The 20,956-nt window shown below is 36.3% G+C and carries 17 protein-coding genes, 2 tRNA genes and 2 pseudogenes; 18 read left to right on the top strand and 3 right to left on the bottom strand.

Translation table 11 applies throughout. The features are described from left to right. Positions 1 to 260 precede the first annotated feature (260 nt). The 11 genes and pseudogenes from gerE (at position 261) to BLV40_RS04765 (ending at position 6,552) form a co-directional block, all read left to right on the top strand. Positions 261 to 485, top strand: coding sequence for a spore germination transcription factor GerE (gerE, locus tag BLV40_RS04820; RefSeq protein WP_000659494.1), 225 nt, complete (start codon positions 261 to 263; stop codon positions 483 to 485). A gap of 206 nt (positions 486 to 691) precedes the next feature. Continuing rightward, complete coding sequence (racE, locus tag BLV40_RS04815) at positions 692 to 1,489, top strand: glutamate racemase (RefSeq protein ID WP_243765168.1); 798 nt, start codon at positions 692 to 694, stop codon at positions 1,487 to 1,489. A gap of 151 nt (positions 1,490 to 1,640) precedes the next feature. After that, entirely contained in the window at positions 1,641 to 2,687 is a 1,047-nt protein-coding gene (locus BLV40_RS04810; protein ID WP_026593547.1) for a GerMN domain-containing protein, read from the top strand. A 129-nt stretch (positions 2,688 to 2,816) separates the two neighbouring features. Then, positions 2,817 to 3,554, top strand: coding sequence for a ribonuclease PH (gene rph, locus BLV40_RS04805; protein WP_026593546.1), 738 nt, complete (start codon positions 2,817 to 2,819; stop codon positions 3,552 to 3,554). Between the two features lie 10 nt (positions 3,555 to 3,564). After that, a complete protein-coding gene (locus BLV40_RS04800; RefSeq protein WP_026593545.1) occupies positions 3,565 to 4,176 on the top strand; it encodes an XTP/dITP diphosphatase in 612 nt (203 codons plus the stop codon). Positions 4,177 to 4,189: 13 nt separating this feature from the next. Then, the gene (locus BLV40_RS04795; RefSeq protein ID WP_090687707.1) at positions 4,190 to 4,696 is read left to right on the top strand and encodes a metallophosphoesterase; all 507 of its coding nucleotides are present in this window, start codon (positions 4,190 to 4,192) and stop codon (positions 4,694 to 4,696) included. Positions 4,697 to 4,797: 101 nt separating this feature from the next. Further along, positions 4,798 to 4,871: transfer RNA gene (locus BLV40_RS04790), tRNA-Gly, on the top strand. Position 4,872: 1 nt separating this feature from the next. Then, positions 4,873 to 4,946: transfer RNA gene (locus tag BLV40_RS04785), tRNA-Arg, on the top strand. Positions 4,947 to 5,056: 110 nt separating this feature from the next. Beyond that, positions 5,057 to 5,668 (top strand): annotated as a pseudogene (locus BLV40_RS04780) (phage integrase SAM-like domain-containing protein); the annotation flags it as partial. Between the two features lie 113 nt (positions 5,669 to 5,781). After that, positions 5,782 to 6,318, top strand: a pseudogene (locus BLV40_RS29730) (hypothetical protein). Positions 6,319 to 6,351: 33 nt separating this feature from the next. Next, entirely contained in the window at positions 6,352 to 6,552 is a 201-nt protein-coding gene (locus BLV40_RS04765; protein WP_090687702.1) for an SPX domain-containing protein, read from the top strand. Positions 6,553 to 7,046: 494 nt separating this feature from the next. Here the strand turns inward: BLV40_RS04765 and BLV40_RS04760 are convergent, their stop codons facing one another. From BLV40_RS04760 to BLV40_RS04750, 3 genes are all read right to left on the bottom strand, one after another. Then, positions 7,047 to 8,435: an MFS transporter gene (locus BLV40_RS04760; protein ID WP_026593543.1), complete on the bottom strand. Its 1,389-nt coding sequence runs from the start codon at positions 8,433 to 8,435 to the stop codon at positions 7,047 to 7,049. Positions 8,436 to 9,069: 634 nt separating this feature from the next. Then, positions 9,070 to 9,810 (bottom strand): GntR family transcriptional regulator, encoded by a 741-nt coding sequence (locus BLV40_RS04755; protein ID WP_026593542.1) that lies wholly within the window; start codon positions 9,808 to 9,810, stop codon positions 9,070 to 9,072. A 132-nt stretch (positions 9,811 to 9,942) separates the two neighbouring features. Further along, positions 9,943 to 10,557 carry a PH domain-containing protein gene (locus tag BLV40_RS04750; RefSeq protein ID WP_026593541.1) on the bottom strand — a complete coding sequence of 205 codons (615 nt, stop codon included), beginning with the start codon at positions 10,555 to 10,557 and terminating at the stop codon, positions 9,943 to 9,945. A gap of 325 nt (positions 10,558 to 10,882) precedes the next feature. Between BLV40_RS04750 and BLV40_RS04740 the strand changes: the two genes are divergently transcribed. The 7 genes from BLV40_RS04740 (at position 10,883) to ysxC (ending at position 20,401) form a co-directional block, all read left to right on the top strand. Beyond that, entirely contained in the window at positions 10,883 to 11,131 is a 249-nt protein-coding gene (locus BLV40_RS04740; RefSeq protein ID WP_026593540.1) for a hypothetical protein, read from the top strand. A gap of 194 nt (positions 11,132 to 11,325) precedes the next feature. Further along, positions 11,326 to 12,324: a hypothetical protein gene (locus BLV40_RS04735; protein ID WP_026593539.1), complete on the top strand. Its 999-nt coding sequence runs from the start codon at positions 11,326 to 11,328 to the stop codon at positions 12,322 to 12,324. A 335-nt stretch (positions 12,325 to 12,659) separates the two neighbouring features. Then, entirely contained in the window at positions 12,660 to 13,943 is a 1,284-nt protein-coding gene (gene tig, locus BLV40_RS04730; protein ID WP_026593538.1) for a trigger factor, read from the top strand. Between the two features lie 270 nt (positions 13,944 to 14,213). Next, positions 14,214 to 15,473 carry an ATP-dependent protease ATP-binding subunit ClpX gene (gene clpX, locus BLV40_RS04725; protein WP_026593537.1) on the top strand — a complete coding sequence of 420 codons (1,260 nt, stop codon included), beginning with the start codon at positions 14,214 to 14,216 and terminating at the stop codon, positions 15,471 to 15,473. Positions 15,474 to 15,579: 106 nt separating this feature from the next. After that, positions 15,580 to 17,250, top strand: a complete 1,671-nt coding sequence (gene lonB / locus BLV40_RS04720; protein ID WP_026593536.1) for an ATP-dependent protease LonB — start codon at positions 15,580 to 15,582, stop codon at positions 17,248 to 17,250. A gap of 227 nt (positions 17,251 to 17,477) precedes the next feature. Beyond that, on the top strand, positions 17,478 to 19,808 hold the full coding sequence (gene lon / locus BLV40_RS04715; protein WP_026593535.1) for an endopeptidase La: 2,331 nt from the start codon (positions 17,478 to 17,480) through the stop codon (positions 19,806 to 19,808). Continuing rightward, positions 19,805 to 20,401 (top strand): ribosome biogenesis GTP-binding protein YsxC, encoded by a 597-nt coding sequence (gene ysxC, locus BLV40_RS04710; protein WP_026593534.1) that lies wholly within the window; start codon positions 19,805 to 19,807, stop codon positions 20,399 to 20,401. Before lon ends, ysxC begins: the two co-directional genes overlap by 4 nt. Positions 20,402 to 20,956: the final 555 nt, after the last annotated feature.

The following is a 20,956-nucleotide window of genomic DNA, read 5'->3' as shown; positions in this document are numbered from 1 at the left end:
CTTGTTCTATTGAGTAAGTGGCGACAAATTAATTAAGAAATGAATAGTTATATGTAAGCGCATTTATGTTGTTTTATTTTTATAGAAGCTACTTTTTATAGCATGTGATTGAATTACATACAGAATGTAAATAACATATGCAAATTAGCCCATTTTCATTCACCACCTGCACATTTCGTTCATACAATATCTTGACTAAATAAACACCCACCCAACTTACAAACGTACAGCTCTGGCTTAAGCAAGGAGGGTTATACCAGTTGAAGGAAAAAGCATATCAATCTAAACCGTTACTCACAAAAAGAGAGAGAGAAGTATTTGAATTACTAGTTCAAGATAAAACAACGAAAGAAATTGCAAGTGAACTTTTTATTAGCGAAAAGACCGTACGCAACCATATATCAAATGCAATGCAAAAGCTAGGGGTTAAAGGACGTTCGCAAGCGGTTGTTGAGCTTCTTCGTATGGGGGAACTCGAATTATAACAGGTGAAGCCGACTTTTTATAAAAGGTCGGCTATTTTTCTGTCTTGCAAATTGTGAAGAAAAGGAGCAAAATAAAAAAGTCCCTGGTCTATACAGGTACATATTAGAAATCTATTAAAAAGCTACTTTAGTTTTATCAGATCTAAGGTATGTGATATATAATGATATGTAAAAAAATAAGGTAATGAATAAGAAAACGGGTGATTATGTTGAATAGAGCGATTGGTGTCATTGATTCGGGAGTCGGAGGATTAACAGTAGCGAAAGAATTAATTCGCCAGCTACCAAAAGAGCGTATTATATATTTAGGAGATACAGCACGTTGCCCGTATGGTCCGCGTTCTCGTGAGGAAGTGCGTCAATTCACATGGGAAATGACGGAGCATTTATTGGCCATGGATATTAAGATGTTAGTTATTGCTTGTAATACGGCAACTGCGGTTGTGTTAGAAGAGATGCAAAAGCAATTACCAATCCCGGTAGTGGGTGTAATTCACCCGGGTTCGCGTACGGCTTTAAAAGTGACCAATACGTACCATGTTGGTATCATTGGAACAATTGGAACGGTAAAAAGTGGGGCGTATGAAGAGGCTCTGAAGTCTATTAATAACCGTGTTATGGTAGACAGTTTAGCGTGTCCGCCGTTTGTTGAACTTGTAGAAAGTGGAAACTTTGAGAGTGAGATGGCTTATGAGGTTGTGAGAGAAACGTTGCAACCGCTGAAAGCTACTGAAATCGATACGCTGATTTTAGGGTGCACACATTATCCAATTCTAGGTCCGGTTATTAAGCAGGTAATGGGAGATAAGGTGCAGCTAATTAGTTCTGGAGATGAAACAGCTCGTGAAGTGAGTACGATTTTGTATCATAGTAAGATGTTAAATGAAGGGGAAGAACAAAGCGATCATCTCTTCTTGACAACAGGGAAAATAGATTTATTTAAAGAAATTGCATCTAAATGGTTTGGGCAACCGATTGAAAATGTAAAGCATATTAATTTGTAACCAAATTAATAGTATATTCATAAAAAACCTTCTGAGAAATCAGGGGGTTTTTTATTTAATAAATTGTAAGATAGGTTGTCATTGCTTGTTCTAAAATGATAAAAAGATCGTATACATAATAGTACAAACTTAGATTTTAGGGGGAAATGGTATGCCTAAATCCACTTTTAAATGGCTTGTTTGTGTTACGGTAAGCGCTGTTTTACTAACGGGTTGCGGTTTGTTAAATCAGGAGAAAGAAACAGAGCAAATTGATCCGCCGAAAAAAGTCACGTATACAGATGGTGAGAAGAAAGACAGTGCAAAGAAAGAAAAGCAGGGACAAACGATACAAAGAGAGTTATACCTTGTTGATAAAAATGGATATGTTGTACCGCAAACAATAGCAATGCCTGTTCCGAAAGAAAATGAAGTTGTGAAACAAACATTAGAATATCTTGTGAAGGATGGGCCGGTAACAAATCTGCTTCCAAATGGATTTCGAGCTGTTCTTCCAGCGAATACAACTTTGTCAGTTGATGTGAAGAAAGATGGCACGGCGGTTGTTGATTTCTCAAAAGAAATGAAAAGCTATAAAAAGGAAGAAGAGCGCCAAATTATTGAATCTGTAGCATGGACATTGACGCAATTTAAGAACATTAAGCAAGTCAAATTTCAAATTAATGGTGAAAAATTAGCAAAGATGCCTGTCGGAGGTACACCGCTTGGGGAAAGTGTGAGCCGTGCTGATGGTATTAACTTTGATGATGAGCAAGTGGCAGATGTTACGAATACGAAGTCAGTTACACTTTATTTCTTGGCGCAAAATAATAAAAAACAGTATTACGTGCCGGTAACACGCCGCGTGGCAGAAGGAAAGGGAAATGAGATTGCAACAGTTGTGAATGAGCTTGTAAAAGGGCCATCGGGTTCATCTTTACTTAATGATTTTAATGCTGATGTAAAGCTCGTTAGTGAACCGAAATTGCAGGATGGAAAAGTTACATTGAATTTCAATGAAAATATATATGCTAATAAAGGGAAAAGTGTGATTTCAAATTATGTACTGCAATCGCTCGTTTTATCTTTGACAGAAAAGCAGGATGTAAAAAATGTTTCTGTCGAAGTAAATGGAAAAGCAAATCTTGTTACTGAGAAAGGTGAGAAACTAACAAAACCTGTTAATCGTCCGCAAAACGTGAATACAGGTAGTTTTTAATCATAAATAATTTGATATACTTATATAAGAAAGGGGAATTTCTTTTTGAGTTCCTCTTCTTATTGTTATACATATCAGAATTTGAAAATGGGCTATACTAACAGGTAGCAGTTACTAGGGGGTTATTTTATGCGAGTAGATGGTAGACAAGCGGCAGAACTACGCCGTATACATCTTCATACAAATTATTTAAAGCATCCAGAAGGATCTGTACTCATTGAAGTTGGAGATACGAAGGTGATTTGTTCGGCAACGATTGAAGAACGTGTACCGCCATTTATGAGAGGCGAAGGAAAAGGATGGGTAACGGCGGAATACGCGATGATTCCGCGTGCAACAGAACAACGTACAATTCGTGAGTCTAGTAAAGGGAAAGTAACTGGTCGCACAATGGAAATTCAACGTTTAATTGGACGAGCATTACGTGCGGTTGTTGATTTGGAAGCACTTGGGGAAAGAACAGTTTGGATTGACTGTGATGTAATTCAAGCAGATGGCGGAACAAGAACTGCGTCTATTACGGGTGCTTATGTTGCGATGGTATTAGCATTTGAAAAGTTATTACAAGCAGAGAAAGTATCTAAAATTCCAGTAAAAGACTATTTAGCTGCAACATCTGTAGGAATTGTTGAAGGCCAGGGTGTAGTCTTAGATTTAAACTATGCCGAAGATTCTAAAGCTGATGTTGATATGAACGTCATTATGACAGGAAAAGGTCAGTTTGTTGAAGTACAAGGAACTGGAGAAGAAGCGACATTTAGCCGTGCGGAATTAAATGAATTACTTGATGCAGCAGAAAACGGGATTTTACAACTCGTTGAAAAACAAAAAGAAGCATTAGGCGACATCGTATCTTACATAGAATAGAGGTGGACAAATGAAACAAGTTGTTGTAGCAACGAAAAACATGGGGAAAGTACGTGAATTTGCCGAGTTATTTGAGAGATTTGATTTAGAAGTAAAATCTCTTCATGACTTTCCTCACATCGAAGAAGTCGAAGAAACTGGTGAAACATTTGAAGAAAATGCAATTTTGAAAGCGGATAGTTTATGTAAGCAGTTAAATTCAATTGTCATTGCAGATGATTCTGGACTTATTATCGATGCGTTAAATGGAAAACCTGGCGTCCGATCTGCTCGTTATGCAGGTGAACCAAAAGATGATCAAGCGAATATTGATAAAGTTTTAACAGAATTAGAGGGTACTCCGGCGGAAAACTGTACAGCGCGTTTTTATTGCGCGTTAGCGGTTGCTTTTCCAGAAGAGAATAAGAACCCGGTTATTGTAAATGGTACATGTGAAGGAAAGATTTTAAATCAACCTCGTGGTGAAAATGGTTTCGGATATGACCCAATCTTTTATGTAGAAGAATATAAAAAAGCGATGGCCGAGCTAACTTCAGATGAGAAAAATGAAATCAGTCACCGCGGGCGTGCTCTTCGTAAGTTAGAGGAGAAAATTCCAGCGTGGTTTTTAGAAGAAGAGTGAGGGAGAGAGACCGATGAGAGCTTTAATTGTAAGCGATAGTCACGGTTCTACGAAAGAATTACAGCAATTAAAAGAAACATATGAGGGAAATGTAGATGTTATGATTCATTGTGGTGATTCAGAACTAACATCGGATCACCAGGATTTGCAAGGATTCCAAGTAGTAAAAGGAAATTGCGATTTCTATAATGGTTTTGAAGAAGAAATTATTATTGATGTAGATGGAATGCGCTTTTTGGTCACACATGGTCATCGGTATAATGTTAAAATGACTGTGCAAACACTTCTGTATCGTGCGAAAGAAGTGGAAGCGGATATAGTATGCTTTGGACATTCACATATGTTAGGTGCGGAATTTATTGATGATATTTTATTTATCAATCCTGGAAGCATTGTATTGCCGCGTTCCCGTAAAGAAAAAACATTTACTTTGTTAGAAGTAAATGAAAATAACATTGAAATTCGATTTGAAACATTAAATGGAAAAGTTGTTGCACATAAAACTTTTCAAAGAGGATAAGAAAAATTATCCTCTTTGAAAAAAAGTATTGACTTTATCCCTGTGTGCAAATATAATAAACCTTGTCGATAAGATATCAAGTAAAAATAAAAACAAAATATGCGGGTGTAGTTTAGTGGTAAAACAAGAGCCTTCCAAGCTCTGGTCGAGAGTTCGATTCTCTTCACCCGCTCCATGTCCCAGTAGCTCAGCAGGATAGAGCAACGGCCTTCTAAGCCGTCGGTCGGGAGTTCGAATCTCTCCTGGGACGCTAAAAAAACCTTTGCGGTGACGTCAAAATCCGCAATATATAAGCCTTCTAATTCGTAAGTTGAATCGTACAATGTGCGGTCGCTAACGAGTTAGGAGGCTTATTTTTTTATGTCCAAAAGACGTGATTCTTTAAGAATTAGCGAAGACTTAACGAATGTTTTTAGTGATAGATTGAAAAGTGATCCGCGGAAAAGAAAGACCGCAGAGGGTCGTTATACATTTAATTTAACAATCGACAAAGCACTCGAAATAGTTGTACGTCAAATAAAGGCAACAGGCTTACGTGAGCGTACGATAAATGACTACTATTTACACGTTAATCACTTTACGAAGATAACAGATACGCAATACTTAGAAGAATTAAACGTTAATCATATTTACGAGTGGTTATCGTCTATGAACGTTAGTAATCAAACGAAATTAACTCGTTTGAAGTGTCTAAAGGCATTTCTAGGACGTTGCCACGATAACGGGTGGATTGATATTAACTTTTGGCGCAATGTGAAGATAAAGGTGGATACGCCTGTTAAAGAAGGTGCTACAGACCGTGAAATTAATATCTTGTTATCGGTACTCGATTTAACACGATTTTTAGATTTACGAGATGCTACCGCTATCTTACTTATGTATCAGACAGGAATACGTGTCGGCACATTGGCGCAATTAGAACATAAACACGTTGATTTAGAAACGAAAGTATTAAGTGTTGACGGCGGTATGACTGCTTATGAAGCTCGAAGAGGATGTGACGAAGATATGGCGATTTTTGGCGTGGCTTAATAGCTTCGTACTTTTTATTCATCTATTTATGAAGATAGAGAGGGAGAACTAAAATGACAAAGAAAAAAATGAAGCAATGTACATACTGTAGAAAGATGAAATCAACTGCGGGCGGTTTCCACAAAGAGGCGAAATCATCCGACGGGCTGCAATCACGATGCAAGCCATGTAACGTAAAGGCACGCACAACTGGCGAATATACCGTGACGGAATTTATCGAGATAGACGGTAAGGAAATCGAAGTAAAGCAATGTAAATCCTGCGCAGAAAAGTTCCCGCTAGATAGCTATTATCGAAATGGGCGTGGGGGATTTAAGCCGATTTGCAAGTGATGCTATGAAGATAAATACGATAGAGCTAGAGCCGTAAAACAAACGTTAGATAAATCACATACAAACAAAATGCAGCGGCAAGGAATCGCATCGTTTAGCGTAACTGCCGTCGGCTCATTCACATTCGAAGAAAATAACGTTTCTAGTGCGATTAAGCAGCTATTATCGGAACTTATCCCCGACAGTGTGTTATAATTAATAGAAGCGGAAAACGAGAATCTCCAATTGACTGGACGTGTGATTGGTTGGACAGTTTAAGAAGGTTGTATAAAAAAGGGAGATGGCGCAAAGATGGCGAGATCAAATGAGAATGATTTAACGGAGAAATTGGCAGAAGGTAACCGAAAATATGGTGACGGCAACTTTACAGTACAGAATATCGGCGATGAAACTAACCCGAATTGGACTGTCGTAAAAAATGTGAGGAAGGGATCGGCAGGTATTCGCGAAGAGAAAGATATATTAAGACTGCGATCAAAATATATAAAATAGTGCGGAAAGGTACGCCGAGATTCGCATTTTAAGACGATTATTTTTTATTCCGTGGATAAGGGATTCATCTAAATGCGTCAGAAATTTCGCTAGGGAATTGATAGAACAAAAAGGCATTCAACATTGACATAGAACTACTATATAGCGTATAATATTAATTAACAAAAACGGTCAGTTGACCGCCCAAATGAACGTTCAGCAAACGATGAAAGAATCGTTTATATATCGTAGGTAATTGACGGGTCGGGAGTTCGAATCTCTCCTGGGACGTCTTTTAAAACCGTTAAGTTCATTATGGACTTAACGGTTTTGTGTTTTTAGGTAATAATAAAACGATTCTACCTTTGAAGAAATCAACTTCCTAAATATAATTTAGGGAGTTTTTTTGCGACTAAAAAAAGAAGTGTTTTGAGATTTTATTTAATAAAAAAGAACCCTAAAATTTTGGTCTTAGGGTTCTCACATGAAATAATTATTTTAAGGTTATTATAAATCTATTTTGTCGCTTTTCGGCCCACTAATACCCAGTACAGAGATAAACTGAAAAGGGTAATGAGTACGAGGATAAATAGGATATTACTAAACATGGAAGCATCCGAATTATTTATAATCCCTAGGAAATTTTTTCTCAATGCAGAATGGTCCATCATTGCGGCTGTATAGGCAATTCCGATTGACATAGCGACATTAAGTGTTAAATTATAAAATCCGATTGCTGTTCCTGTTTTTTCTTTTTCAATCGTACAAATGCAAGAATCAAGTAATGGTGCATACATGAATGCAAATGAACTAGAGAAAAGAACCATAGATATTACGAATACAATAACAGAAGTTTTTATAAAGAATCCGCCTAATAGCAAGCTGATCATAATGCTAACCATAGCGATTGTAATACATTGCTTGCTTCCCATAACCTTCGCAATTTTTCCAGAAAGAGCCCCGACTATCGTAGCTGCTATATAGCCAGGAATCAATAATAGTGAAATGGTATCTAGCTTCAAACCATACATCTTTTCAAGCAAGAATGGAAATAAGAAAATATATGCTAACTGTACAGAGTAAATGATAAAAGCAACGCCAAGCAATGAGATAAACTGTTTATTTTGAAAGAAGGATATACCGATAAAAGCCTTTGAGTTCTTGCTGATATAAGTAAGGAACAAGGCAATTGCAACAATAAACAAGAGAAGGTACATCCAATTGAAATCGGTAATATATAGTAGTAGGGATGCTGAAATCGTTCCTACTAGAAATAATCCTAATACATCTACATGACTGTTTGTCGCTTCCTCCTTAGGAAGATATTTTAAAATAAAAGGAAGAGTGAAAAGTGTTACTAAAGAAATTAAAAATAGAGTTGTCCAGTGGAAGTATGTTGAAACATAACCTCCAGTTAATGCCCCGATAAGCTGTGAAAGAGCAAAACTACTTGTACTTAATCCTAAAAATTTCTTTTGTTCATCTGCAGGTAAATGCTTTGTAACAAATATTACATATAACGTTTCAGCTGATGCTAAACCGGCAGTTTGGATAATACGTGAGATAACAACTAGTATAAACGAGTGTTGCAAAATATATCCCATAGCGGAACCAACGCAGATTAAAATGATCCCAACAGTAAAAAGTTTTCTAAAACTAACAGAATCCGCTAAAGCAGCGTAAACGACTGCCCCAATTCCAATCACAAGACCAGCTAATGTTGCCTGCCAGCTAACGGTTGTCGCTGAAATGTGAAAATCCTTTGCCATATCAACAGAAATAATCTTAAATGAATTGTCAATTACTAAACATAATAGAAATAACAGTAAGGTAAAAGGTACTGCTTTTTTAGCGCTAAATTCCTGCGTTTTTTTCGTGCTTACATCTGCACTTATTGTAGACATAGTTATATTCCTCTCTTCTTGTTATTTAGGGAATGGTCTTCCTGGGTCATGATTGTTTGGCCTTTAACTACCAATTAATTCTTTTGTAAAAAGATGGTTTCAGTAATTTCTAAACCATTTGTTTCATATGCGGGGGTTCCTTGTGCACAGTTGTACCCATTTTTGTTCGTTTCTTCTTATGATGCTTAAAAGGAAACGTTCTCATAAACAACCAAAAGCATCTTTCTTTTTGATTGTGTTTTCATGATGATGCATAATAATTTTTTGAACTATATAATATTGTCTGTTTATCTAAAAACTTGTATGCGTCTTAATAATGAAAAGGATACCTGTCCTTTTTACGAAGTTAATAAGGAAACGTTTTCATGAACAACCAAAAAATATTTCACTCAGTGATTACGCTTTCATGATTGTGCATGATAACTCTGTTGAATATACAATATTATCTAGTTGTCTAAAAACTTGTACGCATCTGAACAATGAAAAGGATATCATACCTTTTCTTTGTTCACAACCTATCTTTCTTTTGGAATTTGTCTTTTTTGTTACAAAAAAAGCGATGTATTTCGTATGAAATACATCGCTTCCAAATTAAATATAGAACTTTATAAGAGATGATGAATTATTCATTCGGTTATTTAGATGTTTTAATCCTAATTTGACTGAATTCTATTGGTATATAGTATTTATTATAAACCACAGGGTATTTATCGCTGATATATACACTTTCTAAAATTAAATCAAATTCCTCCCCGTGGAAAATTTGATATTTTAATGATGGGGTATTGGCGGAATTAGAACGTTTAATTTCAATGGTAGAGGAATTAGCAAGTTCATATACTTTCTCCTCCAACATTTCCAATACTTGCTTCTCGTTATGTAAGTCAAGGTTTAATTTTGAAACGGCTTCTATTGGCATCATGGTGAAAGCAAATGCTACTATCTTATCGTGATTTTTATACCATCGTTCCAATGCAACCACCGCGGTCATCTCTTGATTTAATACTTGCATTGCATAGTCCGTTACTAGGTCAATTCGGAAATTAAGTTCGATAGCATCTATTTTTTCTGCATAGCATTTATATAAGGGATTCCCCAACTTCTCCAAGCCATCGCTACTTTCATTATGATGAAATTTTGTAATGAAATTTCCTTTTCCATGGATATTTTTAACCAATCCATCTTCCTGTAAAAGTGCTAACGCGTGTCTTAATGTCATTCTGCTTACACCAAAGATTTTAGCCAATTCAGGTTCTGTTGGAAGTTGACTGTCTAAAGGAAATGTTCCATCCATAATTAATTTATATAATTGGTCATACACAGTGACGAATAGTGGTTTTTTTTGTTTATTGAGTTCGTGAAGTTTATTGTCCATGTTTTTATACCTCTATAGTTTTTCCAGTTTATGACTATAAAGTCCGTTTCGTCTCGTTTATGGTAGATTATTTTCATTTTCTATATTCAACGACCTTTTAGGACGGCTTCTTCGCTTTTATTTGTTTTCCAATTAGTTGTTAATAAATTTTTCAAACACAAACCCATAATCTTTCACGTTATATTGTTTTTTCGTGTCAACAAGCCAGTTGAAGGCAATTTGATTCATTTCTTTAAATTGCTCTGCTAAATTAAGTTGGGCGTTTGTAATACGGCTAAATGTGTTCGAAGCCATGTCTAAGCTTTTTTGAGCGTATTGTAATGTAATATCATTTTCATAGGAAATTTCCTCGATTTTGTGAAGTGCTTTATATAAGTCTTTAAGCTCTTCGATGTGCTTTTTATGAACATCAATTGAGTAATATTCATCTCCCATATGAAATTTAATTTCTACATCTAAATCAATGGTACCAGCAGTTTCTAACGTTACATTTCTAATTTGATATTTGCTATAGCTAAAGCGTCGTAGTGTGCGTTTTTTACTCGTTGCACTCGTGCCATCTAAGTGAATTAACCCTTTGTTTGTAAAACAATACTCATCTGATTTTGATTTAATGAGAAAATAAATCTTTTCACCATCTTCATGCATAACATAATCGTCGGCATCGACTTTATCGTAATCTTTCGGTGTAATCACAGAACCTACATCGCTTAATCCGAGAACATCAGCAGCTACTTTTTTGAACATAGGTATCATCCCCTTCAGTTTTTGAATTCTGAATTGCATGAAATTATTTTAACATGATTGAAAGAGGAGCGTTTAAGTTTTATTTTGTAATCTTACAATTCTGTAAGGTAAGTGTAAGGAAGTTCGATGGTAACAATTGGTCAGTTCTTTATAATAGAGGTAACAAAGATGAAACGAGGAGGAAGAAAACATGAAAGGATTAATTGTAACAGCTTTAACGGTAGCTTTTGGGTTTGTTGCATATGAGAAGTTAACAGATGTAATTGATGTTGTAAAACATTTAATGGCATAGAGAGAATGGTTATGAGAGGGAAAGGGTAGATGAATGGAATGGTTATTCGGAATTATAGGTATCTGTAGTGTTATACTATTGTTATTTGTTCCTAGCGGAATACTGAGTTCTACTACAAGTTTATTTTTTATGTGTGTACTTATCTGCATTATGCTTATTATTATGTTTCTTATGAAACAAAGTAAGCCGATCTTCTTTTTTAGTATGATTGTTGTTACAATTATTGTTCTCCAAATGATTACTCTTTTCTTATATCCTACAATTATAAAAGCTTTCCATTAATGCGAAAATCCTCTGCGTCATTTGCTGAGGTTTTTTTATATAATAAAGATTTTCTAGTGTAAATTTTTTATTTTAATCATAAAAGTTAAATATTTTTATATTTCAAACAAATATGTTTGGAAAGTTGTTTTCTTAACAGTCATTTGTTATATTTACTTTGAAGAGATTTAAAATCTAAAAAAAGAGGCGGACGTATGGATAAAAAAGAAAATACGGTCGTATTGTTTCCACAGTTGTCAGAGCGTTATATTGACCAAGGGTTTATGGCGCTGCGGGAGCGGAAGTTCGAGGATGCATTGCGCTGTTTTGAAATATTACGTCAGTATAATGGAGAAACAGAACAAACAGAATTAGCTTCGGTTATTTGTTTATTAGAATTAAAGCGAATGGAAGATTCAAAAGAGCGATGTGAGAAGTTGCTTGAAACAGGAACAGTTTTGTTTGGGGATATTCTTGAAACATACGTGACAATTTTAGTTCAAACAAATGATTATGTAGGTGTAATTGAAACTGTTGAAGAAGTTTTGCAGAAGAAAGAATTGACCGTAGAGCAAAGAGAGAAATTAGCACAGCTTGCCCAGTTTGCGGAAAGTATGCTAAACGGCGATGAAACAACACTGATAGAATCCGATTTTGATCTGGAAGAATTTTCGGAGAATCTATTTGTGGAAAGTTTTGGGCAGCAATTGCAGGTAATTAATGCTCTTTCAATTAAGAACCTCGAAAAAGCTTTGCCAGCTTTACAGAAATTTCTTATTGATAGCACGCGACATCCGTATTTAAAAACTTCTATTATATACAAAATGGTGGAAAAGCGTATAGAAGAAGAAATAGAAGTAGAGAAATTTGGCGAAAAAATAATGGTTATCCCAGCTCATTTGGGTCATAATGATGAGTGTTCGAAGCGGGTTATACATATATTATCTAATCGATTAGAAAATGATCATCCAGATATATTTGAGGCAATTATTACATATTGGAGAGAGATGCAAACTAGTATTTTCCCGTTTCCATTACTAATGGATAAGCACGAAGTGTGGGCAGCTGTTCTAGAGCGGATCGGGAGAAAACGTTTCGGATTGATCATCGATGAAGAGGCCCTTATGGCAGCGTATAATATTACTGTTGAAGAGTTTCATATTGCTTATCAATGGTTTTTACGCGTGGAGAGGGAAGGGCATTTACCCGTATAATTATGAAAAAGAATCGTTCAGTTATTGAAACGAGAATATTCTATGTTATAATGTAAGGGTTGCAAAAGGCAGAGTTCTGCCTGTTTGTAAGAGAAGAGGAGTGCAATTCTCTTACTTAATATGTTTCATATTATTCTCGAACAAAATATACCGTGTTTGTCTTATAGACAAATAATAGATTGAGATCTCGCATGTCTTAAGGCTTATTGCTAGAAGATTAGAAAGCCTGAATAAATTGGCTTTCATGCTTTTTGTTGTTTCTAAAAAAGAAATAATAGGAAACTCAATCTGTAGAGGTATGTGCATACATTATTATAGTTGGAGGGAAAGAATAAATGGCTGCAAAATGGGAAAAATTAGAAGGTAACGTTGGCGTTTTAACAATTGAAGTTGATGCTAAAGAAGTAAACAACTCTATCGACGCTGCGTTCAAAAAAGTAGTAAAAACAATTAACGTACCTGGTTTCCGTAAAGGAAAAATGCCTCGTCCGTTATTCGAACAACGCTTTGGTGTGGAATCTTTATACCAAGATGCTTTAGATATTATCTTACCAAAAGCATACGGTGAAGCAATCGATGAAACTGGTATCTTCCCAGTTGCTCATCCTGAAATCGACATCGAGAAGTTCGAGAAAAATGAAAACTTAATCTTCACTGCAAAAGTTACTGTTAAACCTGAAGTAAAATTAGGTGAATACAAAGGACTAGCAGTAGAAAAAGTTGAAACAACTGTAACTGACGAAGATGTAGAGAACGAATTAAAATCTTTACAAGAGCGTCAAGCTGAGCTTGTTGTTAAAGAAGAAGGTACTGCTGAAAACGGCGATACAGCTGTAATCGACTTTGAAGGTTTCGTTGATGGCGAAGCATTCGAAGGCGGAAAAGGCGAGAACTACTCTCTAGCAATCGGTTCTGGTACATTCATCCCTGGTTTTGAAGAGCAATTAATTGGTCTAAAAGCTGGCGAGTCAAAAGACGTTGAAGTATCATTCCCAGAAGAGTACCATGCAGAAGAACTTGCTGGTAAACCAGCAACATTTAAAGTAACAGTTCATGAAATTAAAGCAAAAGAACTTCCTGCTTTAAATGATGAGTTCGCTAAAGATGCAGACGAAGAAGTTGCAACTCTTGATGAGTTAAAAGCAAAACTTCGCACAAACTTAGAAGAAGGCAAAAAGCACGAAGCTGAGCACAAAGTTCGTGACGAAGTAGTAGAAAAAGCTGCTGCTAACGCTGAAATCGAAATTCCAGAAGCTATGATTGAAACTGAGTTAGATCGTATGGTTCGTGAATTCGAGCAACGCTTAAGCCAACAAGGTATGAACCTTGAGCTTTACTACCAATTCACAGGTACTGATGCTGACAAGTTAAAAGAGCAAATGAAAGAAGATGCACAAAAACGTGTAAGAATCAACCTTGTTCTTGAAGCTATCATTGAAGCTGAAAAAATCGAAGTTACTGAAGAAGAAGTAACTGCAGAAGTTGAAAAAATGGCTGCAATGTACAACATGCCAGTTGACGCTATCACACAAGCTCTTGGAAGCTTAGATGCTTTATCTGAAGACCTTAAAGTTCGTAAAGCTGTAGACTTCTTAGTAGACAACAGCAAAGCTGCATAATAAAATAACAAGGCGCGATTTTTTGATCGTGCCTTGTTTTGTAAATATAGCTATAAATATATTTACAAAACTTTTCGATGAAGAAGGAAATGATCCTTCTAAAGTCGAATATACATATTTCAAAAGTTTTAAAAAATTTTTATTTGTACATAACTAGTCATATTATTTGTATTTCTCGCCACGTAGTGACATAATATGTATTTACATACGATACATTTATCGTGTACATACGAGGGCAAGAGATTAGCACTTTGTAAGGGGTGTGAAAATATGTTTAAATTTAATGATGAAAAAGGACAATTAAAATGTTCTTTCTGTGGTAAAACACAAACGCAAGTCCGAAAGCTTGTTGCTGGTCCAGGTGTTTACATTTGTGATGAATGTATTGAGCTTTGTACAGAGATTGTGCAAGAGGAGCTTGCGAAGGACGAAGAAGTAGAATTCAAAGATGTACCGAAACCGGTAGAGATTCGTGAAATCTTAGATGAGTATGTCATCGGACAAGATAATGCGAAGAAAGCATTAGCGGTAGCGGTATATAATCATTACAAACGCATCAATTCTAACAGCAAAATTGATGATGTAGAATTAGCGAAGAGTAATATCGCCCTTATCGGGCCAACGGGTAGTGGTAAAACATTACTAGCTCAAACGTTAGCGCGTATTTTAAATGTTCCATTTGCAATCGCAGATGCAACATCTCTAACAGAAGCTGGATATGTAGGTGAAGATGTAGAAAACATTTTACTAAAACTTATCCAAGCAGCTGATTACGATGTGGAGAAAGCGGAAAAAGGAATCATTTATATTGATGAGATTGATAAAGTGGCACGTAAGTCAGAAAATCCATCAATTACACGTGATGTATCTGGTGAAGGGGTACAGCAGGCACTTCTGAAAATTTTAGAAGGTACTGTAGCAAGTGTACCGCCTCAAGGTGGCCGTAAACATCCGCATCAAGAGTTTATTCAAATTGATACAACGAATATCTTATTCATTTGTGGTGGTGCGTTTGATGGCATTGAGCCAATTATTAAACGTCGCCTTGGTGAAAAAGTAATTGGATTTGGTTCAGAGAAGAAAAATGCTGATGTAAATGAAAAGCATGTTTTATCTCACGTATTACCAGAAGACCTTTTACGCTTTGGTTTAATTCCAGAATTTATTGGTCGTCTGCCAGTTATTGCGAACCTAGAACCACTTGATGAAGGTGCTCTTGTTGATATTTTAACAAAACCGAAAAATGCGCTTGTAAAACAGTTCCAAAAATTATTGGAGCTTGACGATGTTGAGTTGGAATTTGAAGAAGGAGCACTGATTGAAATTGCGAAAAAAGCAATTGAACGTAAAACAGGTGCCCGTGGACTTCGCTCTATTATTGAAGGCTTAATGCTAGATGTAATGTTCGAGCTTCCATCTCGTAAAGATATCGAGAAGTGTATTCTTACAAAAGAAACAGTAGTGGACAATGCACCGCCAAAATTGGTGTTACAAGACGGTACTGTACTTGATACAAAGACATCTGCATAGTGAAAAAGAGAAACAGCAATTTTTATAATTGCTGTTTCTTATTATGTTTAGCACCTTTCCTCCCAGGAAATACTAAATGGTAAAACATAGCGGGAGGAAATGAATTATGAGCTGGACAAATATATTCTTACTTGTTCAACTTGTTTTTGGTGTAATTGTCGGATTGTATTTTTGGCATTTGCTCAAAAACCAGCGAACACAAAAAGTTTCAATTGATCGAGAATCGAAAAAAGAATTAGAACAACTTCGCAAGATGCGCGAGATTTCTTTGACAGAACCGCTTGCTGAAAAAGTACGTCCTACGTCTTTTTTAGATATTGTTGGGCAAGAGGATGGGATTAAATCATTAAAGGCAGCACTTTGTGGACCAAACCCACAACATGTCATTATATATGGACCTCCTGGAGTCGGAAAAACAGCGGCAGCACGTCTGGTGTTAGAAGAAGCAAAGAAAAACCAAAAATCTCCATTCCGTATGAATGCAACATTTATTGAACTGGATGCAACAACCGCTCGATTTGATGAACGTGGCATTGCTGATCCGTTAATAGGATCAGTGCATGATCCCATTTATCAAGGTGCAGGTGCAATGGGACAAGCGGGAATTCCTCAGCCGAAAAAAGGTGCTGTAACAGATGCGCATGGCGGCATTTTATTTATTGACGAAATTGGTGAATTGCATCCAATCCAGATGAATAAAATGTTAAAAGTATTGGAAGATCGCAAAGTGTTTTTGGAAAGTGCATACTATAGTGAAGAAAATTCAATGATTCCAACATACATACATGATATTTTTCAAAAAGGATTACCAGCAGATTTTCGCTTAGTTGGAGCAACGACTCGTTCTCCGGAAGACATTCCTCCTGCCATTCGTTCTCGTTGTTTAGAGGTTTTCTTCCGTGAACTTGATACGGAAGAAATTCAAAAAGTAGCAAAGAATGCGGCTGAAAAAGTAAAGATGGAAATTGGAGAGCAAGGTATTGAACTGATCGGAATGTATGCAAGAAATGGAAGAGAGGCCATTAATCTTGTACAAATTTCTGCAGGGATGGCAATAAATGAGGGACGCTCATTTATTAAAGATGAGGATATTGAATGGGTCGTTCATTCTAGTCAGCTTACTCCGAAATATGAAAAGCATATTTATCCAATTCCGAAGATTGGTCTTGTAAATGGTCTTGCAGTATATGGACCGAATACAGGGGCACTATTAGAAATCGAAGTAACGGCAATTCCAGCTACGGACAAAGGTACGATAAATGTTACAGGAATTGTGGAAGAAGAAAGCATTGGTAATCAAACGAAATCAATTCGTCGTAAAAGTATGGCGAAAGGCTCAGTTGACAATGTTTTAACAGTTCTTCGTTCTCTCGACTTGTTACCAGAAGGGTACGATATACATATTAATTTCCCTGGTGGTGTTCCAATTGATGGGCCGTCGGCAGGAATTGCAATGGCAACAGGGGTATATTCAGCGCTTCATCAATTGTATGTGAATAATGAAATAGCGATGACTGGAGAAATAAGCATTCATGGAGAAGTCAAACCAGTAGGCGGCGTATATGCAAAAGTGAAAGCAGCGAAAAAGGCAGGAGCAAAAAAAGTTATCATTCCTGCTGAAAACATGCAGCCATTTCTATATACGATAAAGGGTATTGAGATTATTCCTGTTCGAAAACTAACAGAAGTTTTTGCGTTAACATTCGTTCAGGAAAAATTACATCGTGAAATCGATGTGCATCGCAAGCTAGATGAAGGTGATGTGCAATCGATGTAAAATGAAATAGGATTCTAAGAAGTGATTTCTTTTTGGATAAATGCGAAATAGAACATATAATATTTGCCAGACTTCGTTTAAGTTTGTATGCTTAAGCGAGGTCCCTTTTTTCTTTTATGGAAAGGAAAAACAGGAGATTTGCAATTGCAAGGAATCTCTGTAATTGCATCAAGGTGTATTGTAATATAAAATAGTTGAACAGGAGTTTAATTTATTATGGAGGTGCTATGTCTAGTATGAATACGAACGAAAGAATTGTGCCCCTCCTACCATTAAGAGGCGTTCTCGTATATCCAACGATGGTTCTGCATCTTGATGTAGGACGTGATAAATCGATACAAGCACTAGAGCAGGCAGCAATGGATGAAAATATCATCTTTTTAGCAATGCAAAAAGAAATGAATATCGATGATCCAAAAGAAGATGACATATATAGTGTGGGTACAGTAGCGAAAGTAAAGCAGATGTTAAAGTTGCCAAACGGTACGCTTCGTGTCCTTGTAGAAGGTTTACATAGAGCAGAAATAGTAGAATTTATTGAAGAAGAAGATGTAGTAAAAGTTTCGATTCAAACAGTAACAGAAGAAGAAGAGGGCACTCTAGAGGAAAAAGCTCTTATGCGCACGTTGCTAGAACATTTCGAGCAATATATTAAAGTTTCGAAAAAAATATCGAATGAAACATTTGCAACAGTAGCAGATGTGGAAGAACCAGGTCGCTTAGCTGATTTAATTTCTTCTCATTTACCAATTAAGACAAAGCAAAAGCAAGATATTTTAGAAATTATATCAGTAAAAGAAAGATTACATACACTTATTTCCATTATTCAAGATGAACAAGAACTACTTAGTTTAGAAAAGAAAATTGGACAAAAAGTGAAACGTTCAATGGAGCGTACGCAAAAAGAATATTTCTTGCGTGAACAAATGAAGGCAATTCAAACCGAGCTTGGTGATAAAGAAGGTAAAGGTGGCGAAGTAGAAGAACTTCGTGAAAAAATCGAAGAGGCAGGAATGCCGGAAGAGACGAAAAAAGCCGCTTTAAAAGAATTAGATCGTTATGAAAAGTTACCAGCAAGTTCTGCAGAGAGCGGTGTTATTCGCAATTATCTAGATTGGTTATTAGCACTTCCGTGGACAGAAGCAACAGAAGATATGATTGACTTAGCACATTCTGAAACAATTTTAAATAGAGATCATTACGGTCTTGAGAAGGTGAAAGAGCGTGTGCTAGAGTATTTAGCTGTTCAAAAGCTAACCAATTCTTTAAAAGGACCAATTCTTTGCTTAGTTGGCCCTCCAGGTGTTGGAAAAACATCTTTAGCACGTTCTATTGCAACATCGTTAAATCGTAATTTTGTCCGTGTCTCTCTTGGTGGTGTTCGTGACGAATCTGAAATTCGTGGTCACCGTCGTACATACGTTGGAGCAATGCCGGGCCGTATTATTCAAGGGATGAAGAAAGCGAAAACAATCAATCCAGTCTTTTTATTAGATGAGATTGATAAGATGTCCAATGATTTCCGTGGTGATCCATCCGCTGCGTTACTTGAAGTATTAGATCCAGAACAAAACCACAACTTTAGCGATCATTATATTGAAGAGCCTTATGACTTATCTAAAGTAATGTTTGTTGCAACGGCAAATACACTTGCGAGCATTCCAGGCCCGCTTCTTGATCGTATGGAAATTATTTCGATTGCTGGTTATACAGAGATTGAAAAGGTGCATATTGCTCGTGAACATTTATTACCGAAGCAATTAACAGAACACGGTTTGCGAAAAGGAAATTTACAAATTCGTGATGAAGCACTTCTTGAAATTATTCGTTATTATACACGTGAAGCGGGTGTTCGTACGCTAGAGCGTCAAATTGCAAAGGTTTGTCGTAAAGCGGCAAAAATCATTGTTACAGAAGAGCGTAAACGTATTGTTGTAACGGAAAAAAATATTACAGACTTACTTGGGAAACATATATTCCGTTATGGGCAAGCTGAAACGAAAGACCAAGTTGGAATGGCAACTGGTTTAGCGTATACAGCCGCTGGCGGTGATACATTGGCAATTGAAGTATCTGTTTCACCAGGAAAAGGGAAATTAATTTTAACAGGGAAACTTGGGGATGTTATGAAAGAATCCGCACAGGCTGCATTTAGTTATATTCGCTCTCGTGCAGAAGAACTTCATATTGATCCAGATTTCCACGAAAAGAATGACATCCATATTCACGTTCCAGAAGGAGCAGTTCCGAAGGATGGTCCATCAGCAGGTATTACGATGGCAACAGCTCTAATTTCTGCACTAACAGGTGTACCTGTAAGTAAGGAAGTAGGGATGACCGGAGAAATTACGCTACGTGGTCGTGTATTACCAATTGGTGGTTTGAAAGAAAAAACATTAAGTGCTCACCGCGCGGGCTTAACAAAAATTATTTTGCCAGCCGAAAATGAAAAAGATTTAGATGATATTCCAGAAAGCGTAAAAGAAAACCTTACGTTTGTGCTTGTGTCTCATTTAGATGAAGTATTGGAGCATGCATTAGTAGGAGTGAAACAATGAAAGTAACAAAAGCAGATATTGTCATTAGTGCTGTTAAACCAGAACAATATCCAGATAGCGACTTACCGGAAATTGCATTAGCAGGTCGTTCTAATGTTGGGAAGTCTTCCTTCATTAATAAAATTTTAAATCGTAAAAAGTTAGTACGTATTTCTTCTAAACCAGGAAAAACGCAAACACTTAACTTTTTCTTAATTAATGAAATGATGCACTTTGTTGATGTGCCTGGTTATGGATATGCGAAAGTATCGAAATCAGAGCGAGCGGCATGGGGTAAAATGATCGAAACATACTTTACAACGCGTGAGCAATTAGATGCGGCTGTATTAGTAGTTGATTTACGTCATCCGCCAACAAACGATGATGTCATGATGTATGATTTCTTAAAGCATTATGAAATCCCAACGATTATTATCGCAACGAAAGCTGATAAAATTCCGAAAGGGAAATGGCAAAAGCATTTGAAAGTTGTAAAGGAAACTCTTGATGTCGAGGCTGGCGATGAAGTCGTTCTATTTTCTTCAGAAACAGGACTTGGAAAAGAAGAGGCGTGGAAAGCAATTCATAAATTTACAAAAACAAAAAACGTGTGACGATTTGTCGCACGTTTTTTTGTTTACTTATAGTACAGGTTCAAAAGGGAAGATATAGAGTGCGAAGAAATGCGAAAGCTATCTTTACCGGACTTTTTGGACATCCTCTTACAGTACGTTTAATGTGATTTCAAAATTTCCTCTAGTTGCTTTTGAATATGGGCATACGTCGTGTGCAATATGAAATAATTTGTTACATTTTGGAACAATCATACATATTTTTCTGTATGATGAAAGAAGATAAACAAAGATAGTTTTTCTATTTCCTATGGAATAGTTTCCATCACTTGATTCTGACAAATTTTTTTGGTAACGTACAAATAGAGTTGTTATTTTATAATGATTATAAAGTAAGATGTACATACATTTTGATTTTCCAACATATAAGTTGCTACTATAAAGAGCAAAAGATGATCTTTACTTACTTGCTCTTTTGTTTTTACTTGGTATTAGAAAGAGGTTCTGATTACTTCTATGCATGGCCGGATGCTCTCACCCACCTAAAGGTTAGGTTTTTATGTCGGTTTTTCAATTTGTATTTATATAGTTAGCTGA

This window comes from Bacillus sp. 166amftsu, assembly GCF_900107445.1.
Lineage (GTDB): Bacteria > Bacillota > Bacilli > Bacillales > Bacillaceae_G > Bacillus_A > Bacillus_A arachidis.
This window is presented reverse-complemented; position numbering and strand designations above follow the sequence as displayed.

Coding starts and splice junctions, on each gene's coding strand:
- clpX (WP_026593537.1), top strand. CDS start 14,214: ATGTTTAAATTTAATGATGAAAAAGGACAATTAAAATGTTCTTTCTGT.
- ysxC (WP_026593534.1), top strand. CDS start 19,805: ATGAAAGTAACAAAAGCAGATATTGTCATTAGTGCTGTTAAACCAGAA.
- BLV40_RS04750 (WP_026593541.1), bottom strand. CDS start 10,557: ATGTTCAAAAAAGTAGCTGCTGATGTTCTCGGATTAAGCGATGTAGGT.
- tig (WP_026593538.1), top strand. CDS start 12,660: ATGGCTGCAAAATGGGAAAAATTAGAAGGTAACGTTGGCGTTTTAACA.
- BLV40_RS04800 (WP_026593545.1), top strand. CDS start 3,565: ATGAAACAAGTTGTTGTAGCAACGAAAAACATGGGGAAAGTACGTGAA.
- BLV40_RS04795 (WP_090687707.1), top strand. CDS start 4,190: ATGAGAGCTTTAATTGTAAGCGATAGTCACGGTTCTACGAAAGAATTA.
- lon (WP_026593535.1), top strand. CDS start 17,478: ATGTCTAGTATGAATACGAACGAAAGAATTGTGCCCCTCCTACCATTA.
- BLV40_RS04740 (WP_026593540.1), top strand. CDS start 10,883: ATGGAATGGTTATTCGGAATTATAGGTATCTGTAGTGTTATACTATTG.
- BLV40_RS04760 (WP_026593543.1), bottom strand. CDS start 8,435: ATGTCTACAATAAGTGCAGATGTAAGCACGAAAAAAACGCAGGAATTT.
- BLV40_RS04735 (WP_026593539.1), top strand. CDS start 11,326: ATGGATAAAAAAGAAAATACGGTCGTATTGTTTCCACAGTTGTCAGAG.
- BLV40_RS04765 (WP_090687702.1), top strand. CDS start 6,352: ATGGCGAGATCAAATGAGAATGATTTAACGGAGAAATTGGCAGAAGGT.
- lonB (WP_026593536.1), top strand. CDS start 15,580: ATGAGCTGGACAAATATATTCTTACTTGTTCAACTTGTTTTTGGTGTA.
- BLV40_RS04810 (WP_026593547.1), top strand. CDS start 1,641: ATGCCTAAATCCACTTTTAAATGGCTTGTTTGTGTTACGGTAAGCGCT.
- racE (WP_243765168.1), top strand. CDS start 692: ATGTTGAATAGAGCGATTGGTGTCATTGATTCGGGAGTCGGAGGATTA.
- BLV40_RS04755 (WP_026593542.1), bottom strand. CDS start 9,810: ATGGACAATAAACTTCACGAACTCAATAAACAAAAAAAACCACTATTC.
- rph (WP_026593546.1), top strand. CDS start 2,817: ATGCGAGTAGATGGTAGACAAGCGGCAGAACTACGCCGTATACATCTT.